We start from the raw sequence: 26901 nt of genomic DNA on the forward strand, positions 1-26901 counted from the left end.
GTGTATAATAGCTGATGATCCTAAAGAATATTCTGAAATTTATAGGTGTGAAGCGGCGTATTATTAAAGGAAAGGCTGTATACTTTTTGCAGCTTTAAAAAGACTGAATATTTAAACAATTATATGAAAGGTGTGCTGATTAGATTGAATAAGCTTATTGAACGAGAAAAAACTGTATATTATAAGGAAAAGCCCGACCCGTCTTCCTTGGGGTTTGGACAATATTTTACAGATTATATGTTTGTGATGGACTACGAAGAGGGGATTGGATGGCATCATCCGAGAATTGCGCCGTACGCACCGCTTACGCTTGATCCGTCTTCATCTGTTTTTCATTACGGCCAGGCTGTTTTTGAAGGATTAAAAGCATACAGAACAGACGACGGCAGGGTGCTGCTGTTCCGTCCGGATCAAAATATCAAACGGCTGAACAGATCGTGTGAGCGCATGAGCATGCCCCCTTTAGACGAAGAGCTGGTGCTTGAGGCATTGACGCAATTAGTTGAGCTGGAGAAAGATTGGGTTCCAAAGGAAAAAGGAACGTCACTGTATATTCGTCCTTTTGTCATTGCCACAGAACCGAGTCTCGGTGTGAAGGCATCCAGGAGCTATACATTTATGATCGTGCTTTCGCCTGTCGGCTCCTATTATGGCGACGATCAGCTGAAGCCGGTTAGAATCTATGTTGAAGATGAGTATGTGAGGGCGGTCAACGGAGGAGTCGGGTTTGCAAAAACGGCTGGAAACTATGCCGCCAGTCTTCAGGCACAGCGGAAAGCGAATGAACTGGGCTATGACCAGGTACTGTGGCTGGACGCCATCGAAAAGAAATATGTGGAAGAAGTAGGGAGCATGAACATCTTTTTCGTCATAAACGGGGAAGCTGTCACACCTGCTTTAAGCGGAAGCATTTTAAGCGGGGTTACACGTGCGTCTGCGATTGAATTGATTCGAAGCTGGGGCATTCCGGTTCGTGAAGAGAGAATATCGATTGATGAGGTGTATGTGGCCTCTGCACGCGGAGAATTGACAGAGGTCTTCGGCACAGGCACGGCAGCCGTCGTTACGCCTGTCGGTGAACTCAACATTCATGGAAAAACGGTGATTGTAGGAGACGGGCAAATCGGGGAGCTATCAAAAAAGCTGTATGAAACGATAACAGATATTCAGCTTGGCAAGGTGAAAGGCCCGTTTAACTGGACAGTGGAAGTGTGAAAATCGAAAAAGAACCTGCCCGGAGACAGGTTCTTTTTATTTTGAATGAGTCATATCAGCAGCCGGCAGGCTTTTGCGGTTTTTCACATAATACATTGCATAGCAAATGGCCATAAACGGAACACCGCAATACAGTGCGATTCTTTGATTCGGATCAAAGGCAATGCCAATGACGGAAGCCAGGCATAACAGAAACGCTGCAATCGGCACGAACGGATACAAAGGGGTTCTGTATTTCAAATCAGTAACCTTGTTTCCCGCTTCGATATAACGTTTTCTGAACATGAATTGAGAAGCAGCGATACCCATCCACACGACAACGACGGCAAAACCGGAAATCGACACGAGCACAACGTATACAGTGTCTGGCGCAAATACGCTGGACAGCAACGACAGAATGCCGCCGATCATGCTGAACACCAGCGCGTTAAAAGGGGTTCCTTTTGACGTCAGCTTTGCAAATGTCGGATGAAGCGTTTTTTCTTTTGATAAAGACCACAGCATCCGGGAAGAAGCGTAGAGTCCGGAATTAGCCGCTGACAGGATCGCTGTCAGGATAACAAAGTTCATGATATCGGCTGCGTATGGTACACCGACTCTGTCAAAGACAGCGACAAACGGGCTTTTGATGACACCTGCATCTTGAATCGGAATCAGCCCTGACAGCACAAAAATTGTTCCGACAAAGAAGAGTGAGAGACGCCAGACCGTTGTTTTAATCGCTTTTGGTATCGTCTTGTCAGGATCAACGCTTTCACCGGCTGCGATTCCGATTAGTTCCGTTCCCGAAAAGGCAAAATTGACGGACAGCATCGTCATCAAAATCGGGACAAATCCATTTGGAAAAAGCCCGCCTTCCGCGGTGAAGTTGGACAGCATCGGAGCGGCTTCTCCGCCTTTGATCGGAATGATGCCGAACATGGCAGAGCCGCCTAAAAGAATAAATAATACAATGGCTAATACTTTGATGCTGGAAAACCAAAATTCTGATTCAGCGAAAAACTTGACCGAAAATGCGTTAAGCAAGAAAATGAACAGCGCAAAGACGGCACTCCACATCCAAACCGATGTATGGGGGAACCAGCGCTGCATTAACAGGCCGGCTGCTGTGAATTCTGATCCCAATGCCACGGTCCATGTCAGCCAATACAGCCAAGCGACCGTAAATCCGGTGCCCGGCCCTATGTATTTGGCTGCATAGGTGTGAAAGGCGCCGGTCACAGGCATGGCGACTGACAGCTCACCGAGGCATAGCATGACAAGGTAGACGATGCCGGCCCCGACTAAGTAGGCAAGTATCGTTCCGGCCGGGCCTGCTTGCTGAATGGTATAACCAGAGCTTAAAAACAGCCCGGTTCCGATGACACCTCCCAAGGAAAGCATAAAGAGGTGCCGGCTTTTCATACTTCTCTGAAAGTTTGTCTCATTCTTGTTGTGGGCAGAGTTCATCTTTTTCCAACTTTCTATCGGCGATTTATTTCCTTCCTAATAAAAAATCTCATGTCAGGAAGTGACACGAGACTCCGGCGAACCGGCTTTAAGTTAGAATATACAAACTATTCCGATAAGTCAAGTTGTTTTTAAAGAGCGGGCCCAAGCCGCAATTTCTTGAATATCTTCGGGTTTTGTCCGGCAGCAGCCGCCAATCAGTCTCGCCCCTTTTTCATGCCAGGTGCGGGCGCTCGCCCCGTAAGATTCTGCGCATGCTGCGCCGTTCCACGTTTTTGTTTCCGGATCATATTGCTCACCTGAATTCGGGTAGACAATGATCGGTTTTGACGTGTTCTTTTTTAACTCCTCTATCAAGGAAGGGATATGCTGAAGCGGCGTGCAGTTGATGCCGAGTGCTGCAATTTGGCGGTGTTCATCAAGCCACGATGCGCAGTCAGCTGCAGGTGTTCCGTCACTGATATGCAGGCCGTCTTTAGCACTGAAGCTGATCCACGCATACGTTTCAGGAAATTCCTTCAACAGCTGAACAATCGCTTTGGCTTCAGTCAGACACGGAATCGTTTCACATGCCAAAACATCAGCTCCGGCTTCAATCAGCGCCTTCATCCGGGGACGATGAAATTCAATCAGTTCATCTTCTGGTATTGCGTAGTTGCCGCGATATTCAGACCCGTCTGCAAGATAAGCGCCATAAGGGCCTACAGAAGCCGCAATGATCGGTTTTGGCCGATTCAAACGGTTCTCTTCAAGCGACCAAAATTCATCGCGTGCTTCAGCTGCGATGCTGACGGACAACTCGATGAGCCGGCGTGCTTCCGCTTCGCTCAGCCCGCGTGCGGCAAAGCCTTCAAATGTAGACTGATAGCTGGCGGTGATTGCACAATCGGCGCCTGCCGCGAAATAATCAGTATGAACTTGTTTAATCAGCTCCGGCTCTTCCATCAGGATTTTTGCCGACCACAGACTGTCGTTCAAATCACAGCCCTTGCGTTCAAGCTCGGTCGCCATGGCGCCGTCTAGCACAATAAGCGGGTATGTATCTAATATGTGTTGGATAGGATTCATAGAATGTACTGATGCCTTCTTTCAGATTTTTTTGAAAAAGATATGAAAATCGTAATGGAGGCTTACGTGTTTGTCAATAAACGCAAAAAGAGAAAGGTGTTCAGCCCATATGTCTGAACACCCTTTTCTTATGATATTTGTTTGTTGTGCGTGTCAGTCTTTGTGTCTGAAACCGGCCAGCACTCAATGCCATTGTGGTTTTTGAGCACATCTTTATAAAAGACCGGATCCTTGCCTGCTTTTTTCTGGCGTGTATAGTCTTTCAGCGCCGTAAAAACGACCTTTGATAGTAAGAAAATCGCGATTAAATTCACGATGACCATCAAACCCATGAACAAATCAGCAAGATCCCAGACGAGCTGGACTTTGGCAACACAGCCAAACACGATCATTGCCAGCACGCCGATACGGTAGACAAAAATCAGTTTTTTGCTTTTGTTCAAAAAGCCGATATTGGTTTCGCCATAATAATAGTTTCCAATTAGAGCACAGAATCCGAATAACAAAATCAGAATCGCGAGAAAGCCTGATGCCCATGATCCGACATGGGAGCTGAGGGAGGCTTGTGTCAAGGCGATTCCGCTCAGACCCGGAGTATGATAGGCATCCGAAAACAGGATGATAAAGGCGGTGCTTGTACAAATGACCAGTGTATCTGTCAGTACACCAAAAGCTTGGATCAGCCCCTGTTTGACGGGATGGCTTGTTGTGGCGGTGGCAGCGGCATTCGGTGCGCTTCCCATTCCCGCTTCGTTTGAAAAGATTCCCCGTCTGACGCCTTGCATGAGTGCCGCGCCCAAAGCCCCGCCGGCGGCCTGATCAAAACCAAACGCATTTTTCACGATTAGCGCAAGCACACCTGGCAGCTGCGTAATGTTGGTGAAAATGACGAAAAACGCAACTCCGATATACAGGACAGCCAATACGACGACAATGGATTCAGCCAGCTTTGCAATGCGCTTGACTCCGCCAAAAATAATCGTGCCGAATACAGCAATTAAAATGAGTCCCAATGTCAGGCGGTTTGTGCCAAACGCGTTTTCAAAGGCAAGGCTGACTGTATTGGATTGAACCGAGTTGAAGACGATACCGAACGATAAGGTGATTAACACAGCGAACAGCGCGCCCATCCACCTTTTGTTCAGCCCTTTTTCCATGTAATACGCCGGCCCGCCGCGGAAGCCGTTTACATCTTTTACTTTATAAATCTGAGCCAGTGTGCTTTCCACAAAGCTGGATGCTGATCCGATAATGGCGATAATCCACATCCAGAAGATTGCACCGGGCCCGCCGAGTGCAATGGCGATGGCAATGCCCGTAATATTTCCCGTTCCGACACGGGCCGCCATGCTGATGCAAAAGGCTTGAAACGGAGAAATGGTGTTTTTCGACCGGGAAGCAGCACCTTCTCTTAATACCCTGACCATTTCTTTCAGCATGCGAACCTGTAAAAACTTAAGCCTGAACGTAAAATAGATTCCCAGAGAAAGGAGCAAAACAATTAATAGCTTTGACCACAAAAGATCATTTGCGATACCCACGATATGTTCCAGGATTTGCTGCATAGAATCACCTCTTTTTTCATATTTAAAAAATGCTGAGCTCCCACTCCTGCGCCATATGCTTCAGCAGCATACCGCCAGTGAGGCTGTTACCGTATTCATCAATGGCAGGCCCGTAAATGCCGATGCCGCATCCGGATTGAAAAGGCTGTTCTCTTCTGGCGCTTGGAGGTACCAGCGCCATGATGCCACCGGAGACGCCGCTTTTGGCCGGCACGCCGACAAACGCCGCATATTTGCCTGAAGCGTTGTACATGCCGCACGTCAGCATTAATGCCTTGGCCAATTTTGCCACATCTTTTGGAATCACCTGCTCGCGTCGAATCGGATGATACCCGTCATGAGCAAGGATCAGGCCGATCAACGCAATATCTTCTGTGGTGCTTTCCATAGCGCATTGCTTCAAGTACACCTCAAGTGTTTCTTCTACTTCAGCTTCTAAAAAGTTTGTTTCTTTTAAATAGTAGGCCAGCGCTCTGTTGCGGTGGGCGGTTTCCCATTCAGAACGGAATACTTCCTCATGAATTCTCGGCCGTTTTCCTATCAAAGTTTCCATCACCGAGTAAAGAAACTCGAGCTTTTCGTATGCCGATTCTCCGGGAAGAATCGAAGCGATGGTGAGGGCGCCCGCGTTGATCATGGGATTGAAGGGCTTTCCCGGCTTGTTGATTTCGAGCCGAATGATTGAATTAAAGGCGTCGCCTGTCGGCTCGACATCTACGCGGTCCAGCACATAGGGAATGCCGCGGCTCATGCAGGCGGCAATAAAGCTAATCACTTTTGAAATGCTTTGCAGGGTAAAAGAGACGTTCCAGTCGCCGGCGTGTATCATCGTTCCATCAGGCTCCAATACACAGATGCCGAGCTGTGAATCATTGACTTTTCCTAAAGCGGGGATATAGTTTGCGCTTTGTCCATTGGCGGCAAAAGGGCGATAGTATTCAACCCAATCATGAAGCTGTAACGCCGGGTTTATGTCTTTCTGGTGCTCTTTTATCAATTCTTTCATCGAATTCCTCCTCACTGATTTTTTTCTTAAAGGACTGAGGTGTATCAAAACGAAGGCTAAAGGGGCGTTAAACGCTTTCATAATAGCGGAAGGTATAATTACTGTATAATGGAGACTACAGAATCATACAAAATACGACAAAAACATTTTGAAAATAAGCAGTAAGATTTATAAAAACCTCATGTTCTGGGTCAAAAGCAATTTGCAGGTTTTCTCCCGATTCCCCAAAATAAAAAGCGAGGATGTGATCAACATAAAACTGGAACGGTTTATTGAAAAAGACGGATATATACTGGCCCTCATGCTGATTACGGTGCCGCTGGCCGGTGAACTGAAATTTTATCCCCTCAATGAAGAATTCCGGGTCAGCTTTGGGGCACCGGTTTTTTTCTTCTTTTTATCGTTGTTGCGGCAAGTGCCCGCTGTGCTGCCGGGTTTTCTGACTGGAGCGGCTGTTTTCATCTTTCGCGTCTTTCTGGAATTATGGGGCGGAGGACACAATGGGCTGACTCCGATTCTGTATGATCAAGCGTCTGGCTTTTTCTTTTATATGACTTACGCCTGTCTGTTTTCCATATTAAAGGCCAATCGTTTCCGTGAACGGCCGATTATGCTCGGTTTCATTGGGTTTATGATTGAAGTTGTGTCAGATTGTGTCGAGCTAACTGTGCAATTTCTCATTTTTCATACGGTTGTCACGCCTGAGAAAATCACTGACATTGCGGTGATTGCGATTTCTCACACATTTATTGTGATGAGCTTTTATAGTGTGCTGAAGCTGTATGAAACACAATCGAGAGAAAAACAGACAAGGCAGCAGCACGAGCACATGCTGATGATCGTTTCCAATTTATATGAAGAAACGGTGCACCTAAAAAAGACATTGAAAACGACAGAGAAAGTGACAAACGATTCGTATCAGCTCTATCGGGAAATGAAGGGCAAGGATGTTCAGCTGAGCGGCAGAATCCTGAGACTGGCCGGAGAGATTCATGAAGTGAAAAAGGACAACCAGCGGATATTCGCAGGGCTTTCAAAACTGATTTCGAATGAGAGTTTGAGAGATTATATGAGGGCTTCTGATTTGCTGCAGCTCGTGATTCGAATGAATGAAAAGTACGCTGAAGCACTAGGGAAGCAGATTGATTTTTACTGCTCGATCGAGGGAGAGCATGACGAATATCACGTATTTATCGTGCTTTCGATCATTAATAATCTAACAGCAAATGCGGTAGAGGCTATGGATGAAGAGGGAATGGTCAGCCTGAGGCTCCGTAAGCCAAATGAGAGTATGGTAGAATTCCAGGTGGAAGACAATGGCCCCGGGATTTCCGAGAAAATCGGAGACATTGTGTTTGACCCGGGCTTTACTTCAAAATATGACGAATTTGGCACGCCTTCTACGGGTATCGGACTTTCCTACGTAAAGGAAATCGTGACAGAGCTAGAAGGGGATATCACGTTTGATAATCAGCAGCGGGGAGTGGTGTTTGCCATCAGGCTGCCTGTCCGGCATTTGATTCAGAAAGGGTGAACCAAAAGCTATGCGTTTTTTTATTGCAGATGATGACCGTGCGGTGCGGTCAATTTTAAGGCAGATCATTGAGGACGAAGATCTCGGGGAAGCTGCTGGTGAAGCAGACGACGGAAGCCAAGTGGAAGGGCATATGCTGCAATTTAAGCAGATTGATATTTTATTAATCGATCTGTTAATGCCCGGAAGAGACGGCATTGAGACGATTCGTCAGATCCAGAATACGTACTCCGGCAAAATCGTAATGATCTCTCAAGTGGAGGCGAAGGAAATGGTCGGGGAAGCGTACTCGCTCGGCATCGAATATTTTATCCATAAGCCGATTAACCGCATTGAAATTGTCACGGTTCTCCAAAAGGTGAAGGAGCGGATCGAGCTTGAACACTCGATTGGAGCCATTCAGCATTCTCTAAGCCGGCTTGTCAATCGGACTGAACGGAAAGCGCGTCCCCAGCAGAAGAGTGACAGCGGTTTAAAAGAGGCAGGAACATTCCTGTTGTCCGAGCTGGGCATGATGGGAGAAGGCGGCGCACATGATCTCATGGCGGTCCTGCAGTATTTAGCAGAACACGAGCAATCCGAGCCGCACGAAAAACAAAGCCCTTCGCTAAAACAAATATTCACCCAAGTAGCGGTACGGAAGCTGGGCACAGGGGCCTCACAGACGGAAGTCAATCGCGAAATGAAAGCCTCGGAGCAGCGTATCCGCAGAGCGATTATTCATTCGCTGCACCATTTTGCTTCACTGGGCACAACTGATTTTTCGAATCCAAAATTTGAAACCTATGCATCCAAATTCTTTGATTTTCCGGTTGTCAGCCAGAAAATGAAAGAACTCCAATCCAAGGATGCAAAACCCCTTGCACCTGCTAGAATAAATATGAAAAAATTCATCCACGTGTTTTTTTTGGAAGCAAAGCTTTTGCATGAGACGATGAAACAAAGAAGGATATAAACCAAACAGCCGGCTGACCTGGCTGTTTTTTTGCTGCGCAGAATCCCGGCCGGACAGTGATTTACCGCTTTTTTATAAAATATCAGAAAATAAAGATATTGACTTATTGTTTATTTGTCTTACAATTAAACAAAAGGATATATGGGAAGGAGCGGATGTGAAAGAAAAATTAATAATAGCGCTTACAGATAGAGGCTGTATACACAAATAACAGGAGGTTATGTTGATGAGCCGTATCAGAAAAGCACCCGCTGGAATTTTAGGTTTTCCGGTTGCTCCTTTTAACACACAAGGAAAACTGGAGGAAGAAGCTCTTTTTCAAAACATTGAGTTTTTGCTGAATGAGGGCTTGGAAGCGATATTTATTGCTTGCGGGTCTGGTGAATTCCAATCTCTCAGCCAGAAGGAATATGAGCAAATGGTGGAAGTCGCAGTCTCGGCAGCCGGAGGAAAGGTGCCGGTCTACACGGGGGTGGGCGGCAACCTCAGCACAGCGCTTGATTGGGCGCAGCTGTCGGAGAAAAAAGGCGCCGACGGCTACTTGATCCTGCCTCCGTATTTGGTGCATGGCGAACAGGAGGGGCTGTACCAGTATGCGAAAACGATTATTGAAAGCACTGACTTGAACGCGATTCTTTATCAGCGCGATAACGCCGTTCTCTCTGTTGAACAGATCAAACGTCTGACCGAATGTGAACAGCTTGTCGGTGTCAAAGACGGGGTAGGAAATATGGATTTGAATATCAACCTCGTCTATACGATCGGCGACCGCTTAGGATGGCTCAACGGAATGCCGATGGCTGAAGTGACGATGCCGGCTTATCTGCCGATCGGGTTCCACTCTTACTCTTCAGCGATTTCAAATTATATCCCGCATATTTCGCGAATGTTCTATGATGCATTGAAAAACGGAAATGACGAGCTTGTGAAGGAACTCTATCGGCATGTGATTCTGCCGATCAACGACATTCGCAAACAACGAAAAGGCTACGCCGTATCCTTAATTAAAGCCGGTATGGAAATCATGGGTTTGAATGTAAGGAATACAGCCAGACCGCCTGTCGGCCCGGTTGAAAAAGATCATTATCAGCAATTGGAAGCAATTTTGAAGCAGGCGGCTGATCGTTTTCCGAAAAAAGCCGCGACGGTTTGACCAGAAAAAACACGAAAGGGGCAATGGGCATGTCTGTGATCACGGAACAAAACACGTACCTCAACTTTATTAACGGAGAGTGGGTTAAGTCTCAATCAGGCGATATGGTCAAGGTCGAAAACCCTGCCGATGTGAATGATATTGTCGGATATGTACAGAATTCAACAGCTGAAGATGTGGAACGTGCCGTCGCCGCCGCCAATGAAGCCAAAACGGCTTGGAGAAAGCTGACGGGTGCCGAGCGCGGCCAATACTTATACAAAACAGCGGATATCATGGAGCAGCGCTTGGAGGAAATCGCCGCCTGTGCAACGCGTGAAATGGGTAAAACATTGCCGGAAGCGAAGGGAGAAACAGCCCGGGGGATTGCCATTCTGCGCTATTACGCCGGAGAGGGCATGCGAAAAACGGGTGACGTCATTCCGTCTACTGACAAAGACGCACTCATGTTTACCACCCGTGTTCCGCTCGGTGTGGTCGGCGTGATTTCTCCGTGGAACTTCCCAGTGGCGATTCCGATTTGGAAAATGGCGCCGGCATTGGTATACGGCAATACCGTTGTCATCAAACCGGCGACAGAAACAGCTGTGACATGCGCGAAGATCATTGCCTGCTTTGAGGAAGCGGGGCTCCCGGCAGGGGTCATCAATTTGGTGACAGGCCCGGGTTCTGTTGTCGGGCAGGGGCTTGCTGAGCATGACGGTGTAAACGCCGTTACGTTTACAGGTTCAAATCAAGTCGGAAAAATCATCGGGCAAGCCGCTTTAGCGAGGGGAGCCAAGTACCAGCTTGAGATGGGCGGCAAAAACCCTGTCATCGTAGCTGATGACGCTGACCTTGAAGCTGCGGCCGAAGCTGTCATAACGGGGGCCTTCCGTTCAACCGGCCAGAAATGCACCGCGACAAGCCGTGTCATTGTACAAAGCGAAATTTATGAGCGCTTTAAAGAAAAACTGCTCCAGCGCACAAAAGATATTACAATCGGAGACAGCTTAAAAGAGGATGTCTGGATGGGACCGATTGCCAGCAAGAATCAGCTTGATAACTGCCTGTCATACATTGAGAAAGGCAAACAGGAGGGGGCTTCCCTTTTAATAGGAGGAGAAAAGCTGGAGAACGGAAAGTATCAAAACGGCTATTATGTTCAGCCTGCCATCTTTGACAATGTGACATCTGAGATGACAATTGCCCAGGAGGAAATTTTCGGTCCGGTGATCGCCTTGATCAAGGTGGACTCGATGGAAGAGGCGCTGAACATCGCCAATGATGTGAAGTTCGGATTAAGTGCATCCATCTTCACGGAAAACATCGGCCGAATGCTTTCTTTCATTGATGAAATCGATGCCGGGCTGGTTCGGATCAATGCAGAAAGCGCAGGTGTTGAGCTGCAGGCGCCTTTTGGCGGCATGAAGCAGTCGAGCTCCCACTCCCGAGAACAGGGTGAGGCAGCGAAGGACTTTTTCACAGCGATCAAAACCGTTTTTGTGAAGCCGTAATGGTGCTGGAAAGAGGCATGCGTCTCTTTCCCGGCTTTATCACAGCCAGCATATGATTCTCTACTTTGAAAAGGAGAAGATACTATGAAAAAAGACTTTGCGAATGTTACACCGGCGGGCAAAAAAACGTCCGTGCGCTGGTTCATCGTGTTTATGCTGTTTCTTGTGACCTCTATTAACTACGCGGATCGAGCGACGCTTTCCATCACCGGAGATTCCGTCCAGCACGATTTGGGATTGGACTCGGTCGCCATGGGATATGTCTTTTCTGCCTTTGGCTGGGCCTATGTCATCGGACAGCTTCCGGGCGGCTGGCTGCTGGACCGTTTTGGTTCAAAGACTATCATTGCGTTAAGCATCTTTTTCTGGTCGTTTTTTACGCTGCTGCAAGGGGCGATTGGCTTTTTCTCCGCCGGCACAGCGATTATCCTGCTGTTTGCACTGCGTTTTCTGGTTGGTTTATCAGAAGCGCCTTCATTTCCCGGAAACGGCAGAGTTGTTGCCTCATGGTTTCCAAGCTCCGAGCGCGGGACAGCTTCAGCCTTTTTTAATTCAGCACAATACTTCGCAATCGTCATTTTTTCTCCTTTAATGGGCTGGCTTACCCACTCTTTCGGCTGGCATTCCGTCTTCGTTGTCATGGGTATTGCAGGCATTCTTCTGGCTGTCATCTGGCTAAAAACGGTGTATGAACCGAAAAAACACCCAAAGGTTAATGAAGCTGAGCTTGCGTACATCGAACAGGGCGGCGGGCTGATTTCCATGGATGACAGTAAAAGCAAACAAGAAACAGAATCGAAATGGCCGTATATCAAACAGCTGTTAACGAACCGCATGCTGATTGGCGTGTACATCGCGCAATACTGTATTACGACTCTCACCTATTTCTTTCTCACATGGTTTCCGGTATATTTGGTTCAGGCCCGCGGCATGTCTATTCTTGAAGCTGGGTTTGTCGCTTCCCTGCCGGCGCTGTGCGGATTTGCCGGCGGCGTCCTTGGGGGCATTGTGTCAGACATCTTACTCAAAAAAGGCCGTTCACTGACCTTTGCAAGAAAAGTGCCAATCATTGCCGGCATGCTGCTGTCTTGCAGTATGATTGTCTGTAACTACACAGATTCAGCATGGCTCGTCGTTGTCATTATGTCGCTCGCGTTTTTCGGAAAAGGCTTCGGCGCATTGGGTTGGGCTGTCGTGTCGGACACGTCTCCGAAAGAATGTGCAGGATTAAGCGGCGGTTTGTTCAACACTTTCGGGAATATTGCCTCAATTACAACACCGATTATTATCGGATACATTGTCAATGCCACTGGATCTTTCAATGGCGCGCTTGTGTTTGTCGGCGCTAACGCGATTGCGGCGATCCTCAGCTATTTGCTGCTGGTCGGGCCGATCAAACGGGTCGTGTTAAAGAAACAAGAACAAGACCCCGATCAATCGTTGCCTGTCTAATATTTATGAAAGCGCTTTATAAAGGGAGGAAAATGCATGAGTTCACCGATACAAGAGCAGGTTCAAAAAGAAAAAAGATCGAATATTCCCTCAATTTCTGAAATGAAGGTGATTCCTGTTGCGGGACATGACAGCATGCTGCTGAATCTAAGCGGAGCACACAGCCCGTTTTTTACCCGGAATATCGTAATCTTAACAGACAGCAGCGGAAATCAGGGAGTCGGCGAGGTGCCTGGCGGAGAGCATATTCGCCGCACACTGGAGCTGTCAGAGCCGCTTGTTGTCGGAAAATCTATCGGTGCGTACCAGGCGATATTGCAAACGGTCAGAAAGCAGTTTGGCGATCAGGACAGGGGAGGGCGAGGAAACCAGACGTTTGATTTGCGCACCACTGTGCACGCCGTCACCGCACTGGAAGCGGCTTTGTTAGATTTGCTTGGAAAGTTTCTTCAGGAACCGGTCGCGGCTTTGCTGGGCGAAGGGAAGCAGCGTGATGAAGTAAAAATGCTCGGTTACCTCTTTTACATCGGCGACCGAAATCGGACGACCTTGCCGTATCAAAGCGATGAGCAGTCAGATTGTGCCTGGTTCCGTCTGCGCCATGAGGAAGCGCTGACGCCGGAGGCCATTGTGCGTCTTGCCGAATCCGCACAGGAGCGCTATGGCTTTCAGGATTTCAAATTGAAAGGCGGGGTGCTGCGGGGAGAAGAGGAAATCGAAGCTGTTACCGCATTATCGAAACGTTTTCCAGAGGCAAGGATCACTCTTGATCCGAACGGGGCATGGTCATTAGAGGAAGCTATTGCATTATGCAAAGGAAAGCAAGATGTGCTCGCGTATGCGGAAGATCCATGCGGGGATGAGAATGGCTACTCCGCTCGTGAAGTAATGGCTGAATTCCGCCGCGCGACAGGGCTTCCGACTGCGACAAATATGATTGCGACTGACTGGCGGGAAATGGGTCACGCGATTCAGCTCCACGCGGTCGATATACCGCTGGCTGATCCGCATTTTTGGACGATGCAAGGGTCGGTGCGGGTTGCGCAAATGTGCCATGATTGGGGTTTGACATGGGGCTCGCACTCCAACAACCACTTTGATATTTCCCTAGCGATGTTTACCCATGTAGCAGCAGCGGCTCCGGGGCGGATCACGGCGATTGATACCCATTGGATCTGGCAGGACGGGCAGCGATTAACGAAACAGCCTTTTGAGATTTCTTCTGGCTGTGTCAAGGTGCCGGATAAGCCTGGACTAGGCGTCGATATTGATATGGAACAAGTGGAAAAAGCGCATGAGATCTATCGGAAAATGAATTTAGGCGGACGGAATGACGCGATCCCAATGCAGTTTCTGATCAGCAACTGGGAATTTGACCGGAAGCGCCCGTGTCTTGTGCGATAAGTTTGATTGTAAATATTGTCATATCCGCTATTTTGTCTTACAATTGAACAACTGAAGGGAGAGTTGTTCGTGTACGAAGGTTTAGAGGATTTGAAAGTCGATACAGTCAATCGGAAAACATTAGCCAAGCAGGTCATCGAACGGATTGTCCATTTATTATCGAGCGGACAGTTGAGGGCCGGAGACAAATTGCCGACAGAAATGGAACTGATGGACATTTTGCATGTCAGCAGGCCGGTGCTTCGAGAGGCGCTCAGTTCACTTGAAACGCTGGGTGTCATTACGAGAAAAACACGAGGGGGCACATATTTCAACGATAAAATCGGCATGCAGCCGTTTTCCGTCATGCTTGCCTTGGCCACTGATAATCTTCCGGCTATCATTGAAGCGCGGATGGCGCTAGAACTCGGACTCGTGACAATTGCCGCGGAAAAAATCAATGAGGAAGAGCTTCAGCGTTTGCAGAAGACGATCGACGATATTGCCAACAGCACTGACAATCTTTATGGTGAAGCGGATAAAGAGTTCCATCGAATTATTGCGTTAAGCGCTAATAACCCCGTCGTTGAAGGGATGATTCAGTCCCTGCTGATTACCCATGCGAAAATTGACAGCCAAATTCCGTACAGGGAGAGAGATGTAACGGTCGAATATCACAAAAAAATCTACGACGCCCTTGCCAAAAGAGATCCGTACAAAGCACATTACCACATGTATGAACATCTGAAATTTGTCCGTGACAAAATTCTAAAAGGAATGGATGAAAAATAATGGTGAGCAACCGCAGTTGAAACGTAAGAGCTGCGGTTTTTTTAAAACCAATTTAGAAAACGCTTACTAAGATATGAGGAGTGATTTTCATATGGCGATGAACCTCAGGAAGAACCAAGCCCCCCTTTACATCAAAGTGCATGAAATAGATAACACTGCGATTATTGTAAATGATGGAGGACTGCCAAAGGGCACTGTTTTCTCATGCGGGCTCGTACTTGAAGAGGATGTTCCTCAAGGCCATAAGGTGGCCCTCACCGATCTCAATCAAGGGGACGAGATCGTGCGTTACGGAGAGGTGATCGGATTTGCTGATGAGACGATCAAACGCGGGAGCTGGATACGGGAAGCCCTCGTGAGAATGCCCGCTCCTCCGGCGTTAGACGATCTTCCTCTCGCAAACAGAGTGCCGCAGCCGCGGCCCCCTCTTGAAGGCTACACGTTTGAGGGATACCGAAATGCGGATGGCAGTGCGGGGACAAAAAATATCCTCGGCATCACGACAAGTGTTCAATGTGTTGTTGGCGTTTTGGATTATGCAGTCAAACGAATAAAAGAAGAGCTGCTGCCGAAATACCCAAATGTCGATGACGTTGTGCCGCTGCATCATCAATACGGATGCGGTGTGGCGATCAATGCGCCCGACGCTGTCATTCCGATCCGCACGATTCAAAATCTCGCGAAGCATCCGAACTTCGGCGGAGAAGTAATGGTCATCGGATTGGGCTGTGAAAAGCTCCTCCCGGAAAGAATTGCCTCCGAAAATGATGATGACATTCTATCGCTCCAGGATCACCGAGGTTTTGCGGCGATGATCCAATCCATTTTGGAAATGGCGGAGGAACGGTTAATCAGGCTGAACAGCAGAACCCGGGTGTCATGTCCTGTTTCGGATCTGGTTATCGGCCTGCAATGCGGCGGCAGTGATGCGTTTTCCGGCGTGACGGCGAACCCTGCCGTGGGGTATGCGGCTGATTTATTGGTTCGCGCAGGTGCAACGGTTTTGTTTTCTGAAGTGACAGAGGTGCGGGATGCCATTCATTTATTAACGCCGCGGGCTGTCAGTGAAGAGGTCGGACAATCACTGATCAAAGAGATGAAGTGGTATGACAGCTATCTTCGGCGGGGAGACGCAGACCGAAGCGCAAACCCGTCACCAGGCAATAAAAAAGGCGGATTATCCAATGTGGTGGAAAAAGCGTTAGGCTCGGTAGCGAAATCAGGCACAAGCCCCATCTCCGGCGTGCTCGGCCCTGGTGAAAGAGCAGAGCAAAAAGGCCTGCTGTTCGCGGCGACACCGGCAAGCGATTTTGTGTGCGGCACCCTGCAGCTGGCTGCGGGCATGAATCTGCAGGTGTTTACGACAGGGAGGGGAACACCATATGGCCTGGCTGCTGCACCGGTGCTGAAAGTATCGACTCGGCATTCCTTATCAGAGCATTGGGCTGATTTAATCGATATCAATGCCGGCCGAATCGCGACAGGAGAGGCCAGTATTGAAGACGTAGGCTGGGAAATCTTCAGGACGATTTTGGATGTAGCAAGCGGCCACAAACAAACGTGGGCAGACCGTTGGGGCCTTCATAATGATTTGTGCTTGTTTAATCCTGCTCCAGTGACTTGATTCATGTTTTTATAGCGGGAAGATGGAATATGCTGTAAAATGAAAATCAGCGTATAGGAAACGGAGGGGTTATAGCATGGCATTCATTAGATTCCGAGTGACACGAATTCAATAGTGAACAACTCTCGCCTGAATGCGAGAGAATCGGGATGAATCCGCCTATGTATGAGCCCTTATATGGTTATCAAAAAAGAGGGTGGCGTGCCTGCCCTTTTTTGTGCCTTCAAGCATCCCTTCTCTCTACTGCAGGCCGGAGCATGAGAAAGGGGAAATGGGATGACAAACCTTAACGAAAAACAGCTTATCACTGAGATTGTCGGGCTTGCACGCAGCCAAGGTTTGACGGTTCATTCTGAGAACGCGCAATTGAATGAAACCGGAATGGACTTTCAAGTTGTATTTGCCAAGGACGACACAGGTATGCCATGGGTGCTGCGAAAACCGCGGCGAAGTGATGTTGTGGAAAGAGCATCTGCAGAAGGCATAACGCTTGCCTTTCTCCGCGCGAATCTGACTGCTGATGTGCCGGATTGGAGAATTCATACACCGGAATTGATCGCCTACCCCATGTTAAAAGGGACGCCGGCTGCTGGAATTGATTTGGAACAAAAGCAATATGTATGGAATATGGATCATCAGCCGCCGTCAGACGACTTTGTCCGCACACTTGCCGACATACTGGCTGAATTACATGGCACGGATCAAATATCTGCTGGGCAATCCGGAATAGAAGTGATAAGGCCAGAAGATTTCAGGCAAATGACAGCAGACTCTATGGTTGATGTGAAGAATACGCTTGGCGTATCTACGACGCTTTGGGAAAGATGGCAAAAGTGGATAAATGATGATGCATACTGGCCTGGTTTTTCTGCACTGATACACGGCGATCTCCACCCGCCGCATATTCTTATCGACCAAAATGAACGTGTCACAGGACTTCTGGATTGGACAGAAGCGAAGGTTGCCGATCCAGCCAAGGATTTTGTTCTTTATCAAACCATTTTCGGGGAAAAAGAAACTGCCCGTTTACTTGAATACTATAATCAAGCAGGCGGCCGGATATGGGCAAAAATGCAGGAACACATTTCAGAGATGCAGGCGGCGTATCCGGTGGAAATCGCCAAGCTCGCTCTGCAAACACAGCAGGAGGAGCACGTTCATATGGCGCTGGAAGCACTCGGTGTAATATCGGATTAAGAATTGACTTCATTTCATGAACCAAGTATTATAAACTTTACAAATAATAGAACGGAACAACAATCGTGAGGAAGAGCAAGTACGCATCAGAATGGAGGTTCAGAGAGTCGGTGGCAGGTGTGAACCGATCCTCCCCTGATGCCGAATGGGCTTCTGAATTGCTTTGCTGAACGGATAGTAGGCGATGCCGGGTTTCTCTCCCCGTTACCAAGAGAGGAGTATCGAAACATAGGTTTTCTGTACTTAGAGTGAACGGCTGTATAGCTGTTAATAAAGGTGGTACCGCGAGACCCTCGTCCTTTGCATAGGACGGGGGTTTTTGTGTTTCTTAAAGGAGGTGACGGCCAATGGACGATGGCTGGTGGTGGCATAGCAGATGAGTTAGAAAGGAGGATATCAAATGGTCATTGCAACTGATGATCTTGAGGTCGCATGTCCTAAATGTGAAAGAGCGGGAGAAATCGAAGGAACACCTTGCCCGGCCTGCAGCGGAAAAGGTGTTATTCTGACTGCTCAAGGATATACGCTTCTGGATTTTATCCAAAAGCATTTGAATAAGTAAAGGAGAAAAGCTGAGCTGAGATGAGAGCAGAAGAGCAGAGTAAGATTCGTGAGGCCGCAGCAGGTACGATTTTTTTGCTGATCGGAACAGTTTGTTTTGCGTCTAAATCGATTTGGATAAAATGGTCATACCAAATGGGTGCTGAGCCAGATGCCGTGCTGCTATACAGGCAGCTGCTGGCTGTTCCGCTGTTTTGGCTGATTTTTTTAATATACCGTCCTCCAATGCCAGACGGTAAGAAAAAAGGAGACCTATGGAAGGCTTGTGGCGCGGGAGTGTTTTGTTTTTTTCTGTCTCCCTTGCTTGATTTTATCGGGCTGAACCATGTATCCGCAATGGTTGAACGTATATTGCTGATGAGCTATCCGTTGTTTGTGTTTGGATTCACCGCGTGTCGTGACCGGAAAAGGTCCTCAATTCAGGACCTCTTCGCAGTTCTGGCGGTCATGTTTGGGCTTTTCTTGGCGCTGGGCGGCTGGAATGCTGAGCTTTTCCAGGCGAATATGATTGGAGCTGTATTCATTTTGTTATCTTCGGCCGTCTATGCTGGTTATCTTGTCCTTTCCGGGCATCTCGTCCATCAAATCGGGGGGATCCGTCTCAATGCATACGGGATGACAGCTGCTGGAGCTGCCATGATGCTTTACACAGGGATCAAATCGGCGGCTGGCATGAATACGCCAATGGCAGCATATCCGCTTTCTATGTATGGTTTGTTCGCGGTAATTGCAGTCGTTACCACAGTGATTCCATTTGTGCTAATGCTTGAGGGCATAAAACGAATCGGGGCACAGCGAGCCGCCGCCATTTCAATGGCAGGGCCTATCCTGACGATTTTCTATGGAGCTTTATTTCTCGGTGAACGGCTCGGGCTTATTCAAGTCATTGGATGCGCTGCCGTATTCTTTGTCATTACGGGCATGGAATACAGGAAGCTGAAAACAGGAAAAAAAGAATAATTTATATAAAACACACACGTTTTTCAATTACAATAAGTGTAATTACGTGTGTGTTTTTTGATTTTGTAAAGGTTAGGTGAGAAGATGCAGCGCATATTGCTTGTAGAAGACGACCACTCAATCAGTGAAATGGTGGATCATTATTTAACAAAAGAAGGCTTTGGAATTGTGCATGCCTTCGACGGAGAAGAGGGCATCCGGCTGTTTCAGCAGGGTTCATACGATTTGGTCCTCCTTGATATCATGCTCCCGAAGCTGAACGGCATGGATTTTCTGAAAATCATCCGGGAAAAAAGCAATATACCGGTCTTAATGATTTCGGCAAAAGACGGAGAGGTGGACAAGGCATTGGGACTGGGCTTTGGGGCGGATGATTATATCGCCAAACCGTTTTCGATGATTGAGCTGACAGCCAGAGTAAAAGCCGCGATACGGCGGGCGACGCAATATTCGGCAGAGGAGCCGGCTGTGAATAAGGTGATCCGGATTCACCAGCTGGCGATAGATGTAGACAATGTTTCCGTTTTGAAAAATGGACAACCGCTCCAGCTGACGTCAACAGAATGGCAGCTGCTGTGCTTATTTGCATCAAATCCTAAAAAAGTGTTTACGAAAGAACAAATCTACCGTTCCGTTTGGAATGAAGAGTACTTTGATGATCAGAACATCATTAACGTACATATGCGGCGGCTCAGAGAGAAAATTGAGGATGACCCCTCCTCCCCTCAATATATTAAAACGTTATGGGGCATCGGTTATAAATTAGGAGAGTTTTAGAATGACAGTGCTATGGGTGGCCGCTGTCATCGCTCTGGCGTGTCTGAATGTGATTCAATTCATAATGAAAAAGAAGCGGGACGGGAATCTGGCTTACACGGCTGACCAGCTTAGCTACATGCTCAGCCGGGATTCGGCAGGACAAATTTTGCTTCCTACAGACGATCATGCGCTCAAAAGCTTGCTTGTTAATATCAATCTTATCGTTGAGAATCGTCAGCAGATCAGCGCCCAATTTGCCAAAACAGAGCAATCCATGAAGCGGATGCTGACCAATATGTCTCACGACCTGAAAACGCCGTTAACGGTCATTCTCGGTTATATCGAAGCCATTCAAAGTGACCCGAACATGCCGGACGAAGAGCGGGAAAGATTGCTGGGGAAGCTCCGCCAGAAAACAAATGAACTCATTCAGATGATCAACTCCTTTTTTGATTTAGCGAAATTAGAATCTGAAGATAAAGAGATCCCGATTACCAAAGTACATATGAACGACATATGCAAACGAAATATCCTGCACTATTATGACGCTGTTCAGTCAAAAGGCTTTCAAGCAGCCATCGATATCCCGGATACGCCGGTGTATGCGCAGGCGAATGAAGAGGCTCTGGACAGAATCCTGCAAAACCTATTGTCCAATGCGATTCAATATGGCGCGGCCGGCAAGTTAATCGGGCTGACGCTGTCTTATGATGAAAGGAACATCGCCATCACCGTATGGGATCGCGGAAAAGGGATTAGTGAAACCGATCAGCAGCGGGTGTTTGAGAGGCTGTACACACTTGAAGAATCCAGAAATAAAGCATTTCAAGGAAGCGGACTGGGTTTAACCATCACAAAACGGCTTACAGAAAAAATGGGAGGCACCATATCCGTCAAAAGCAAGCCGTACGAACGGACTGCATTTACGATCACATTGAAACGCATGACATATTAATCGTAAGAATTTCTTAAGGTTTGAGAAATAAAAATGACAGGGCTCGCCGCTACAATAGAAAACAGGAAAAGAGAGGGAAGGAGAAACAAAGTTGACTTATATCGTACAAACAAACGGGCTGACCAAAACGTATCAGGGCAAAGAGGTCGTATCCAATGTCAGCATGCATATTAAAAAAGGTGAAATCTATGGCTTTCTCGGCCCGAACGGCGCGGGGAAAACAACCATTATGAAAATGCTGACGAGCCTTGTCAAACCGACAAGCGGTGAAATCATCATCCTTGGGAACAAGTTCACCCACACGTCATATGAGGTGCTGGGGAACATCGGCAGCATGATTGAATATCCGATTTTTTATGAAAACCTGACAGCTGAAGAAAATTTAGATCTGCATTGTGAATATATGGGATATCACAATAAAAAAGCCATACAAGAAGTGCTGGATATGGTGAATTTAAAACAAATCGACAAAAAACCCGTCAAAACCTTTTCCCTCGGGATGAAGCAGCGCCTTGGAATTGCGCGTGCCATCCTCACGAAGCCGGACCTGCTCATTTTGGATGAGCCGGTGAATGGTCTTGACCCTATCGGCATTAAAAAGATCAGGCAATTGTTTCAAGTGCTGAGCAAAGAGTACGGGATGACACTGCTGATCTCAAGCCACCTGCTGGGTGAAATCGAACAAATCGCGGACACAATCGGCGTCATTCGGGACGGCAGGCTGCTTGAAGAGGTATCAATGGAGGATGTCAGGGGCCAGAACACTGAATACATCGAGCTTGTTACATCGAATCAGACAAAGGCCTGCTTTGTTCTTGAGAAAGAGCTGCAATTAACCAACTTTAAAATTTTAAATGAGAAAACAATCCGAATTTACGAAGCCGAAGCCTCACAGCCTGCTATATCCAAAGCGCTGATTTTAAATGATGTAGACATTGAATCAATGAACAAAAAGTATACGTCGCTGGAGGATTATTTTATCAAATTGATCAACGGCAATAGCATCAGTGCGTAAAGGAGGAGAGACACGTTGATGAATTTGATCAGAATCGAATTAAGAAAAATGAAAATGGGCTGGTATATCAGAGGTGCCCTCATTGCCAACGTGATCATTATGGGTTTTATGTGGCTGATCAGTTATTCCGAAAAAGCCGATGGCGGGGTTTCGTTCCAAAGTACGGATGAAGCATTCCTCATCATCGGCACCTTCGTCAGAGCGGTATTTATCGTATTTGGCGCTGTGCTGATCGTAAAATTGGTGATTTCGGAATATAAAAACAAAACCATTCTTGTGATGTTCACGTACCCGATCAGCCGTAAAAAGCTGCTCACCGCTAAGCTCATGATCGCGGGCGGACTGACGTTTATCACGATTTTACTTTCAAATATACTCATAGCCACCGGTTTCTTTTGGCTGAACTCGATCTACCATTTTATACCAGTAGAGCTTACTTTCGAGATCATTTCTCAACAGGCGGTCAAAATGGCGGTTTTCGCTTTTGGCGCCGCTGGAACCAGTTTAGTTCCCATCTTTTTTGGGATGCGTAGACACTCGGTTCCGGCGACCATCATTTCATCTGTAGTAATTGTGATGCTCATCAGCTCAACAAGTCCGGGCTTCTCGATTTCATCTGTTGTGTATATCCCGTTATCGTTAGCGGCATTCGGATTGTTCTTTTCCTACATGGCGATCAGGAATGCGGACAAGCAGGATGCGTAAACAAAGGCGCCCAATAAGTATAAAAGGCCAATGCTGTCAGCACCGGCCTTTCCATTATGAGTCTGTTCTTGTTTCAAGATAATGCTTCTTGCCAATCTCTTTGCTCATCATATAGAAATGGAAGCAATATTCACCGATTGCCATGACGATCGCGCCGAATAAAGCCGCCAACGCAACTTCACCGCCAGTCATCCCCAGGGAAAGCGGCATGCCCATCAGCCAGATCACAAGAAAGGCCAAGCCAAAATCAGCCAAAGTTGCAATCATATTATTCCATCTCGGCAATACATACAGATCGCCCAGCAAATAAGAAATAACCCCTAACACTATCGTCATTAACAGCGTATCTCCAAACGTGAAACCAAAGCCCAGACCAAGCACCAGATACAACACAATAATCGTCATAATACCTTTAATCGCGAGCGCTTTCACATGTGTCATTACAATTCCTCCTTTTGTCATTTGATTTGTTATGTATAATTCCTCAAATGTAAAAAGTTAAACCTTATTTCTTTTCGGAGGCGGGTGCAAATCTGCTGGGGAGGGGTCGATGATGTGAATCAGGAATTGAGGCTGCGGCGCTTCGACAGCGGAAACGTGAAGCTTGTACCGCACCGGACGCTGCTTTGACGCCCAACAGCCCATTATGTTGGCTGTTTTTAGATGAATAAATTTAAAAACTTCTCCTGTCCCTCCGTCATCACTTCTGAAGTAATGAAATATGATGAAAAGAGATCAAGGGGAGGTGACGTGATGGCGGTCGTGAGAGCAACGAGTGCGGATGTCGATCTGATGGCAAGGCTGCTCAGAGCGGAAGCGGAAGGCGAAGGCAAGCAGGGGATGCTGCTTGTCGGCAACGTAGGAATTAATCGGCTGCGGGCGAATTGCTCAGATTTTAAAGGCCTCCGCACCATCAGGCAGATGATTTATCAGCCACACGCGTTTGAGGCTGTGACTCATGGATATTTTTATCAAAGGGCGCGAGATAGCGAGCGTGCTCTTGCACGGCGGTCGATTAACGGTGAAAGACGCTGGCCGGCAAAATTTAGTTTGTGGTACTTCAGGCCGGAGGGAGACTGTCCAGCCCAGTGGTATAACCAGCCGTTTGTGGCCAGATTTAAGTCACACTGCTTTTATCAGCCGACGGCGGAGACGTGTGAAAATGTATATAACACATTTTAGAGACAGGACACCGTTCAAATTGAACGGTGTTTTTATTTGAAAAGATGCAATGGGAAATATTCCTGTGAGATAATCGAAGAAAAAAGAGCTGACGGAGATGACAGAATGGCAACAATTGACCTGCAAAAGAAAAGTGTAAAGATCGTACTGGAGAAAAAGCAGTTAACGAAGGTGACGGCTCGTGTCGGACTGGTTCTTGATATTACGGGATCGATGAGACCGCTCTACAAAAACGGGACGGTTCAAAATGTGGTGGAGCGGATTTTGGCAGTGGCTGATCAGTTTGATGATAACGGTTTGCTGGATGTATGGGTGTATGATAATGAATTTTCCCGATTAAAGCCAGTTTCAGAAAAGGATTTTTCGGGCTATGTCGATCGTGAAATTTTAAATAATGACCGCTTGCATAAATTCGGCAGAAATGATGAGCCGCCAGTCATGAAGGACGTGCTGCGCAAATATGTTGCGGAGGAACCGAGCTCGTATCCTGCTTTCATTGTTTTTATCAATGACGGGGGCTGTAAAAAGTCAATCAAACCGATAATTAAAGCTTCTTCTGATAAACCGGTGTTCTGGCAGTTTGTCGGCATCGGAAACGGAAACTTTGATTTTCTCAATAAACTGGATACGTTAGAAGGGCGTGTCGTTGATAACACGAACTTCCTGCATATCGAAGAGATTGACCGCATTTCTGATGATGAGCTTTATGATGCTCTGCTTGCTGAATTTCCATTTTGGCTAAAAGAAGCGAAGGAAAAAGGGATTGTAAGAGAACAAGAGCCTCCTGCTGAAAAGCCGAAAAAGAAGGGCTTTTTCAGCAGATTGTTTTCGAAATAACTGATAAGGCACTGAGTCATTCTGCGAAATGGCTCGGTGTTTTTGTTTTTTTAAGATCATGTGAAGAAAAATAGTCCGAATGGGCGGCTTGCAAACGACAGGATATGCAGAAAACGCGTCATTCAGCCAGCTTTCGGCATGTTTCAGCGGCAGGCTTGTGAGGGAAGACCTGTTTTTGATGTTCAGCGCTTACAATCGGTTCACACTTCTTCACAGTCGTTTAACAATGATTTCCTATAATGGAGACGATCAATGAGGAGAGAGGGGATCTTGAATGGCATACGACAGTCGTTTTGATGAATGGGTACAGAAACTGAAAGAGGAAAGCTTTCAAAACAATACGTTTGACCGCCGTAAATTTATTCAAGGAGCGGGGAAGATTGCAGGACTTTCTCTTGGATTAACGATTGCCCAGTCGGTTGGGGCCTTTGAAGTAAATGCCGCGCCTAAATTCTCAAGCTATCCGTTTACATTAGGGGTAGCGTCAGGTGATCCGCTTTCCGACAGTGTCGTGCTTTGGACACGCCTGGCACCAGATCCGCTGAATGGCGGGGGAATGCCGAAGCAAGCAGTGCCTGTCAAATGGGAGGTCGCAAAGGATGAGCATTTCCGTAAAATCGTAAGAAAAGGCACTGAAATGGCTAAACCGAGTCTTGCCCATTCCGTTCATGTGGAAGCGGACGGGCTTGAGCCGAACAAAGTGTACTATTACCGTTTCAAAACCGGCCATGAACTAAGCCCTGTCGGAAAAACAAAAACACTGCCTGCCCCTGGCGCCAATGTGCCGCAAATGACCTTTGCATTTGCTTCCTGCCAGCAATATGAGCACGGATATTATACGGCCTACAAGCATATGGCAAAGGAAAAGCTTGATCTAGTCTTCCATCTCGGTGATTACATATATGAATACGGTCCAAATGAATATGTATCAAAAACAGGCAATGTCCGCACGCACAACAGCGCGGAAATCATTACGCTGCAAGACTATCGGAACCGTCACGCTCAATACCGTTCTGACGCCAATCTTAAAGCTGCACATGCGGCATTCCCTTGGGTTGTAACTTGGGATGACCATGAAGTTGAAAACAACTATGCCAATAAAATACCTGAAAAAGGACAGTCGGTTGAAGCATTCGTGCTCCGCCGCGCGGCAGCATACCAGGCATACTATGAACATATGCCGCTCCGCATTTCCTCTTTGCCGAATGGCCCAGATATGCAGCTGTACCGGCACTTTACGTACGGAAACCTGGCGTCCTTCAATGTGCTTGATACCCGCCAGTACAGGGACGACCAAGCCAATAACGACGGCAATAAGCCGCCTTCTGATGAATCGCGCAATCCGAATCGGACTCTGCTTGGAAAAGAACAGGAGCAGTGGCTCTTCAACAATTTGGGCAGCTCGACAGCCCACTGGAATGTGCTGGCGCAGCAGATTTTCTTTGCCAAGTGGAATTTCGGGACAAGCGCAAGCCCGATCTACAGCATGGATTCGTGGGACGGCTACCCGGCTCAGCGCGAACGGGTTATCAATTTCATTAAAAGCAAAAATCTGAATAATGTTGTCGTACTGACAGGTGATGTACACGCAAGCTGGGCATCGAATTTGCATGTCGATTTCGAGAAGACAAGTTCAAAAATATTCGGAGCCGAATTTGTTGGAACCTCGATCACTTCCGGAGGGAACGGAGCGGATAAGCGGGCGGATACGGACCAAATTTTAAAAGAAAATCCGCACATCAAGTTCTTTAACGACTATCGCGGATATGTCCGCTGTACAGTGACGCCTCACCAGTGGAAAGCCGATTATCGGGTGATGCCATTTGTGACCGAGCCGGGCGCAGCCATTTCCACGCGGGCTTCATTCGTTTACCAGAAAGACCAAACCGGGTTGAGAAAGGTATCATCCACAACAATCCAAGGCGGGGTGAAGCAATCCGATGAGGTCGAAGAGGATCGTTTCTTTGCGCACAACAAAGCCCACGAAAAACAAATGATTAAGAAGCGGGCAAAAATCACGAATTAAGGAGTGGAAATT

At 47.4% G+C, this 26901-nt stretch carries 26 protein-coding genes and 1 other annotated feature; of the genes, 20 read left to right on the forward strand and 6 right to left on the reverse strand.

All coding sequences use genetic code 11. From position 1 onward, the window contains the following. Window positions 1–144 precede the first annotated feature (144 nt). Entirely contained in the window at window positions 145–1215 is a 1071-nt protein-coding gene (locus tag NX903_RS00850) for a branched-chain amino acid aminotransferase (RefSeq protein WP_086343396.1), read from the forward strand. Window positions 1216–1251: 36 nt separating this feature from the next. On the opposite strand, the gene mmuP is transcribed toward NX903_RS00850, so the two are convergent. The 4 genes from mmuP to NX903_RS00870 all read right to left on the reverse strand — a co-directional run bounded on the left by mmuP (window position 1252) and on the right by NX903_RS00870 (window position 6303). Next, complete coding sequence (gene mmuP / locus NX903_RS00855; RefSeq protein WP_086343397.1) at window positions 1252–2664, reverse strand: S-methylmethionine permease; 1413 nt, start codon at window positions 2662–2664, stop codon at window positions 1252–1254. Between the two features lie 120 nt (window positions 2665–2784). Next, window positions 2785–3732, reverse strand: a complete 948-nt coding sequence (gene mmuM, locus NX903_RS00860; RefSeq protein WP_086343398.1) for a homocysteine S-methyltransferase — start codon at window positions 3730–3732, stop codon at window positions 2785–2787. Window positions 3733–3860: 128 nt separating this feature from the next. Continuing rightward, window positions 3861–5297, reverse strand: a complete 1437-nt coding sequence (locus tag NX903_RS00865) for an alanine/glycine:cation symporter family protein (protein WP_046160011.1) — start codon at window positions 5295–5297, stop codon at window positions 3861–3863. Window positions 5298–5319: 22 nt separating this feature from the next. Beyond that, window positions 5320–6303 carry a glutaminase gene (locus NX903_RS00870; RefSeq protein ID WP_014475676.1) on the reverse strand — a complete coding sequence of 328 codons (984 nt, stop codon included), beginning with the start codon at window positions 6301–6303 and terminating at the stop codon, window positions 5320–5322. Between the two features lie 301 nt (window positions 6304–6604). On the opposite strand from NX903_RS00870, the gene glnK reads away from it, so the two are divergent. The 15 genes from glnK to NX903_RS00945 all read left to right on the forward strand — a co-directional run bounded on the left by glnK (window position 6605) and on the right by NX903_RS00945 (window position 22844). Next, window positions 6605–7837 carry a two-component system sensor histidine kinase GlnK gene (gene glnK / locus NX903_RS00875; RefSeq protein ID WP_086344561.1) on the forward strand — a complete coding sequence of 411 codons (1233 nt, stop codon included), beginning with the start codon at window positions 6605–6607 and terminating at the stop codon, window positions 7835–7837. Between the two features lie 10 nt (window positions 7838–7847). Then, window positions 7848–8792: a glutamine utilization two-component system response regulator GlnL gene (glnL, locus tag NX903_RS00880; protein ID WP_003234824.1), complete on the forward strand. Its 945-nt coding sequence runs from the start codon at window positions 7848–7850 to the stop codon at window positions 8790–8792. 226 nt (window positions 8793–9018) lie between these two features. Then, window positions 9019–9945, forward strand: a complete 927-nt coding sequence (gene kdgD / locus NX903_RS00885; RefSeq protein ID WP_003246372.1) for a 5-dehydro-4-deoxyglucarate dehydratase — start codon at window positions 9019–9021, stop codon at window positions 9943–9945. Window positions 9946–9974: 29 nt separating this feature from the next. Continuing rightward, window positions 9975–11441, forward strand: a complete 1467-nt coding sequence (gene gucD / locus NX903_RS00890) for an alpha-ketoglutaric semialdehyde dehydrogenase GucD (RefSeq protein ID WP_086343399.1) — start codon at window positions 9975–9977, stop codon at window positions 11439–11441. An 84-nt stretch (window positions 11442–11525) separates the two neighbouring features. Further along, complete coding sequence (gene gudP / locus NX903_RS00895; protein WP_014475680.1) at window positions 11526–12893, forward strand: glucarate transporter GudP; 1368 nt, start codon at window positions 11526–11528, stop codon at window positions 12891–12893. Between the two features lie 36 nt (window positions 12894–12929). Then, entirely contained in the window at window positions 12930–14297 is a 1368-nt protein-coding gene (gene gudD, locus NX903_RS00900) for a glucarate dehydratase (RefSeq protein WP_086343400.1), read from the forward strand. Between the two features lie 69 nt (window positions 14298–14366). Then, window positions 14367–15068, forward strand: a complete 702-nt coding sequence (locus NX903_RS00905; protein WP_003234813.1) for a FadR/GntR family transcriptional regulator — start codon at window positions 14367–14369, stop codon at window positions 15066–15068. Between the two features lie 91 nt (window positions 15069–15159). Further along, a complete protein-coding gene (gene garD / locus NX903_RS00910) occupies window positions 15160–16692 on the forward strand; it encodes a galactarate dehydratase (RefSeq protein WP_086343401.1) in 1533 nt (510 codons plus the stop codon). 276 nt (window positions 16693–16968) lie between these two features. After that, a complete protein-coding gene (gene mphK / locus NX903_RS00915) occupies window positions 16969–17889 on the forward strand; it encodes a macrolide 2'-phosphotransferase MphK (RefSeq protein ID WP_086343402.1) in 921 nt (306 codons plus the stop codon). 56 nt (window positions 17890–17945) lie between these two features. Continuing rightward, window positions 17946–18193, forward strand: a binding site (T-box leader). Window positions 18194–18289: 96 nt separating this feature from the next. After that, window positions 18290–18451 (forward strand): anti-TRAP regulator, encoded by a 162-nt coding sequence (rtpA, locus tag NX903_RS00920; RefSeq protein WP_003234807.1) that lies wholly within the window; start codon window positions 18290–18292, stop codon window positions 18449–18451. Between the two features lie 20 nt (window positions 18452–18471). After that, window positions 18472–19410: a DMT family transporter gene (locus tag NX903_RS00925; protein ID WP_341109425.1), complete on the forward strand. Its 939-nt coding sequence runs from the start codon at window positions 18472–18474 to the stop codon at window positions 19408–19410. A gap of 96 nt (window positions 19411–19506) precedes the next feature. After that, window positions 19507–20187 (forward strand): two-component system response regulator YcbL, encoded by a 681-nt coding sequence (gene ycbL, locus NX903_RS00930; RefSeq protein WP_080262630.1) that lies wholly within the window; start codon window positions 19507–19509, stop codon window positions 20185–20187. Between the two features lies 1 nt (window position 20188). After that, the gene (gene ycbM / locus NX903_RS00935; protein WP_024572519.1) at window positions 20189–21124 is read left to right on the forward strand and encodes a two-component system sensor histidine kinase YcbM; all 936 of its coding nucleotides are present in this window, start codon (window positions 20189–20191) and stop codon (window positions 21122–21124) included. A 91-nt stretch (window positions 21125–21215) separates the two neighbouring features. Further along, a complete protein-coding gene (locus NX903_RS00940; RefSeq protein WP_024572520.1) occupies window positions 21216–22139 on the forward strand; it encodes an ABC transporter ATP-binding protein in 924 nt (307 codons plus the stop codon). Window positions 22140–22157: 18 nt separating this feature from the next. Next, a complete protein-coding gene (locus NX903_RS00945) occupies window positions 22158–22844 on the forward strand; it encodes an ABC transporter permease (RefSeq protein ID WP_086344562.1) in 687 nt (228 codons plus the stop codon). Here the strand turns inward: NX903_RS00945 and NX903_RS00950 are convergent. Both NX903_RS00950 and NX903_RS00955 read right to left on the reverse strand, forming a co-directional pair. Further along, complete coding sequence (locus NX903_RS00950) at window positions 22805–22939, reverse strand: hypothetical protein (protein WP_130573404.1); 135 nt, start codon at window positions 22937–22939, stop codon at window positions 22805–22807. The genes NX903_RS00945 and NX903_RS00950 overlap by 40 nt on opposite strands. Next, window positions 22899–23285 carry a YndM family protein gene (locus NX903_RS00955; RefSeq protein ID WP_014478718.1) on the reverse strand — a complete coding sequence of 129 codons (387 nt, stop codon included), beginning with the start codon at window positions 23283–23285 and terminating at the stop codon, window positions 22899–22901. Before NX903_RS00955 ends, NX903_RS00950 begins: the two co-directional genes overlap by 41 nt. Before the next feature lie 312 nt (window positions 23286–23597). Between NX903_RS00955 and cwlJ the strand changes: the two genes are divergently transcribed. From cwlJ to phoD, 4 genes are all read left to right on the forward strand, one after another. Beyond that, window positions 23598–24026 (forward strand): cell wall hydrolase CwlJ, encoded by a 429-nt coding sequence (gene cwlJ, locus NX903_RS00960; protein ID WP_015715185.1) that lies wholly within the window; start codon window positions 23598–23600, stop codon window positions 24024–24026. A 105-nt stretch (window positions 24027–24131) separates the two neighbouring features. Then, window positions 24132–24863 (forward strand): vWA domain-containing protein, encoded by a 732-nt coding sequence (locus NX903_RS00965; RefSeq protein ID WP_086343404.1) that lies wholly within the window; start codon window positions 24132–24134, stop codon window positions 24861–24863. A 79-nt stretch (window positions 24864–24942) separates the two neighbouring features. Continuing rightward, window positions 24943–25119, forward strand: coding sequence for a hypothetical protein (locus NX903_RS00970; protein ID WP_003234785.1), 177 nt, complete (start codon window positions 24943–24945; stop codon window positions 25117–25119). Between the two features lie 18 nt (window positions 25120–25137). Then, window positions 25138–26889: an alkaline phosphatase PhoD gene (phoD, locus tag NX903_RS00975; protein WP_014475691.1), complete on the forward strand. Its 1752-nt coding sequence runs from the start codon at window positions 25138–25140 to the stop codon at window positions 26887–26889. The last annotated feature ends 12 nt before the right edge of the window (window positions 26890–26901 follow it).

The sequence above is a fragment of the Bacillus sp. FSL R5-0576 genome, assembly GCF_038004765.1.
Classification (GTDB): Bacteria; Bacillota; Bacilli; order Bacillales; family Bacillaceae; genus Bacillus; species Bacillus subtilis.

Coding starts and splice junctions, on each gene's coding strand:
- mmuP (WP_086343397.1), bottom strand. CDS start 2,664: ATGAACTCTGCCCACAACAAGAATGAGACAAACTTTCAGAGAAGTATG.
- mmuM (WP_086343398.1), bottom strand. CDS start 3,732: ATGAATCCTATCCAACACATATTAGATACATACCCGCTTATTGTGCTA.
- NX903_RS00865 (WP_046160011.1), bottom strand. CDS start 5,297: ATGCAGCAAATCCTGGAACATATCGTGGGTATCGCAAATGATCTTTTG.
- NX903_RS00870 (WP_014475676.1), bottom strand. CDS start 6,303: ATGAAAGAATTGATAAAAGAGCACCAGAAAGACATAAACCCGGCGTTA.
- glnK (WP_086344561.1), top strand. CDS start 6,605: ATGCTGATTACGGTGCCGCTGGCCGGTGAACTGAAATTTTATCCCCTC.
- glnL (WP_003234824.1), top strand. CDS start 7,848: ATGCGTTTTTTTATTGCAGATGATGACCGTGCGGTGCGGTCAATTTTA.
- kdgD (WP_003246372.1), top strand. CDS start 9,019: ATGAGCCGTATCAGAAAAGCACCCGCTGGAATTTTAGGTTTTCCGGTT.
- gucD (WP_086343399.1), top strand. CDS start 9,975: ATGTCTGTGATCACGGAACAAAACACGTACCTCAACTTTATTAACGGA.
- gudP (WP_014475680.1), top strand. CDS start 11,526: ATGAAAAAAGACTTTGCGAATGTTACACCGGCGGGCAAAAAAACGTCC.
- gudD (WP_086343400.1), top strand. CDS start 12,930: ATGAGTTCACCGATACAAGAGCAGGTTCAAAAAGAAAAAAGATCGAAT.
- garD (WP_086343401.1), top strand. CDS start 15,160: ATGGCGATGAACCTCAGGAAGAACCAAGCCCCCCTTTACATCAAAGTG.
- mphK (WP_086343402.1), top strand. CDS start 16,969: ATGACAAACCTTAACGAAAAACAGCTTATCACTGAGATTGTCGGGCTT.
- rtpA (WP_003234807.1), top strand. CDS start 18,290: ATGGTCATTGCAACTGATGATCTTGAGGTCGCATGTCCTAAATGTGAA.
- NX903_RS00925 (WP_341109425.1), top strand. CDS start 18,472: ATGAGAGCAGAAGAGCAGAGTAAGATTCGTGAGGCCGCAGCAGGTACG.
- ycbM (WP_024572519.1), top strand. CDS start 20,189: ATGACAGTGCTATGGGTGGCCGCTGTCATCGCTCTGGCGTGTCTGAAT.
- NX903_RS00945 (WP_086344562.1), top strand. CDS start 22,158: ATGAATTTGATCAGAATCGAATTAAGAAAAATGAAAATGGGCTGGTAT.
- NX903_RS00955 (WP_014478718.1), bottom strand. CDS start 23,285: ATGACACATGTGAAAGCGCTCGCGATTAAAGGTATTATGACGATTATT.
- cwlJ (WP_015715185.1), top strand. CDS start 23,598: ATGGCGGTCGTGAGAGCAACGAGTGCGGATGTCGATCTGATGGCAAGG.
- NX903_RS00965 (WP_086343404.1), top strand. CDS start 24,132: ATGGCAACAATTGACCTGCAAAAGAAAAGTGTAAAGATCGTACTGGAG.
- NX903_RS00970 (WP_003234785.1), top strand. CDS start 24,943: ATGGGCGGCTTGCAAACGACAGGATATGCAGAAAACGCGTCATTCAGC.
- phoD (WP_014475691.1), top strand. CDS start 25,138: ATGGCATACGACAGTCGTTTTGATGAATGGGTACAGAAACTGAAAGAG.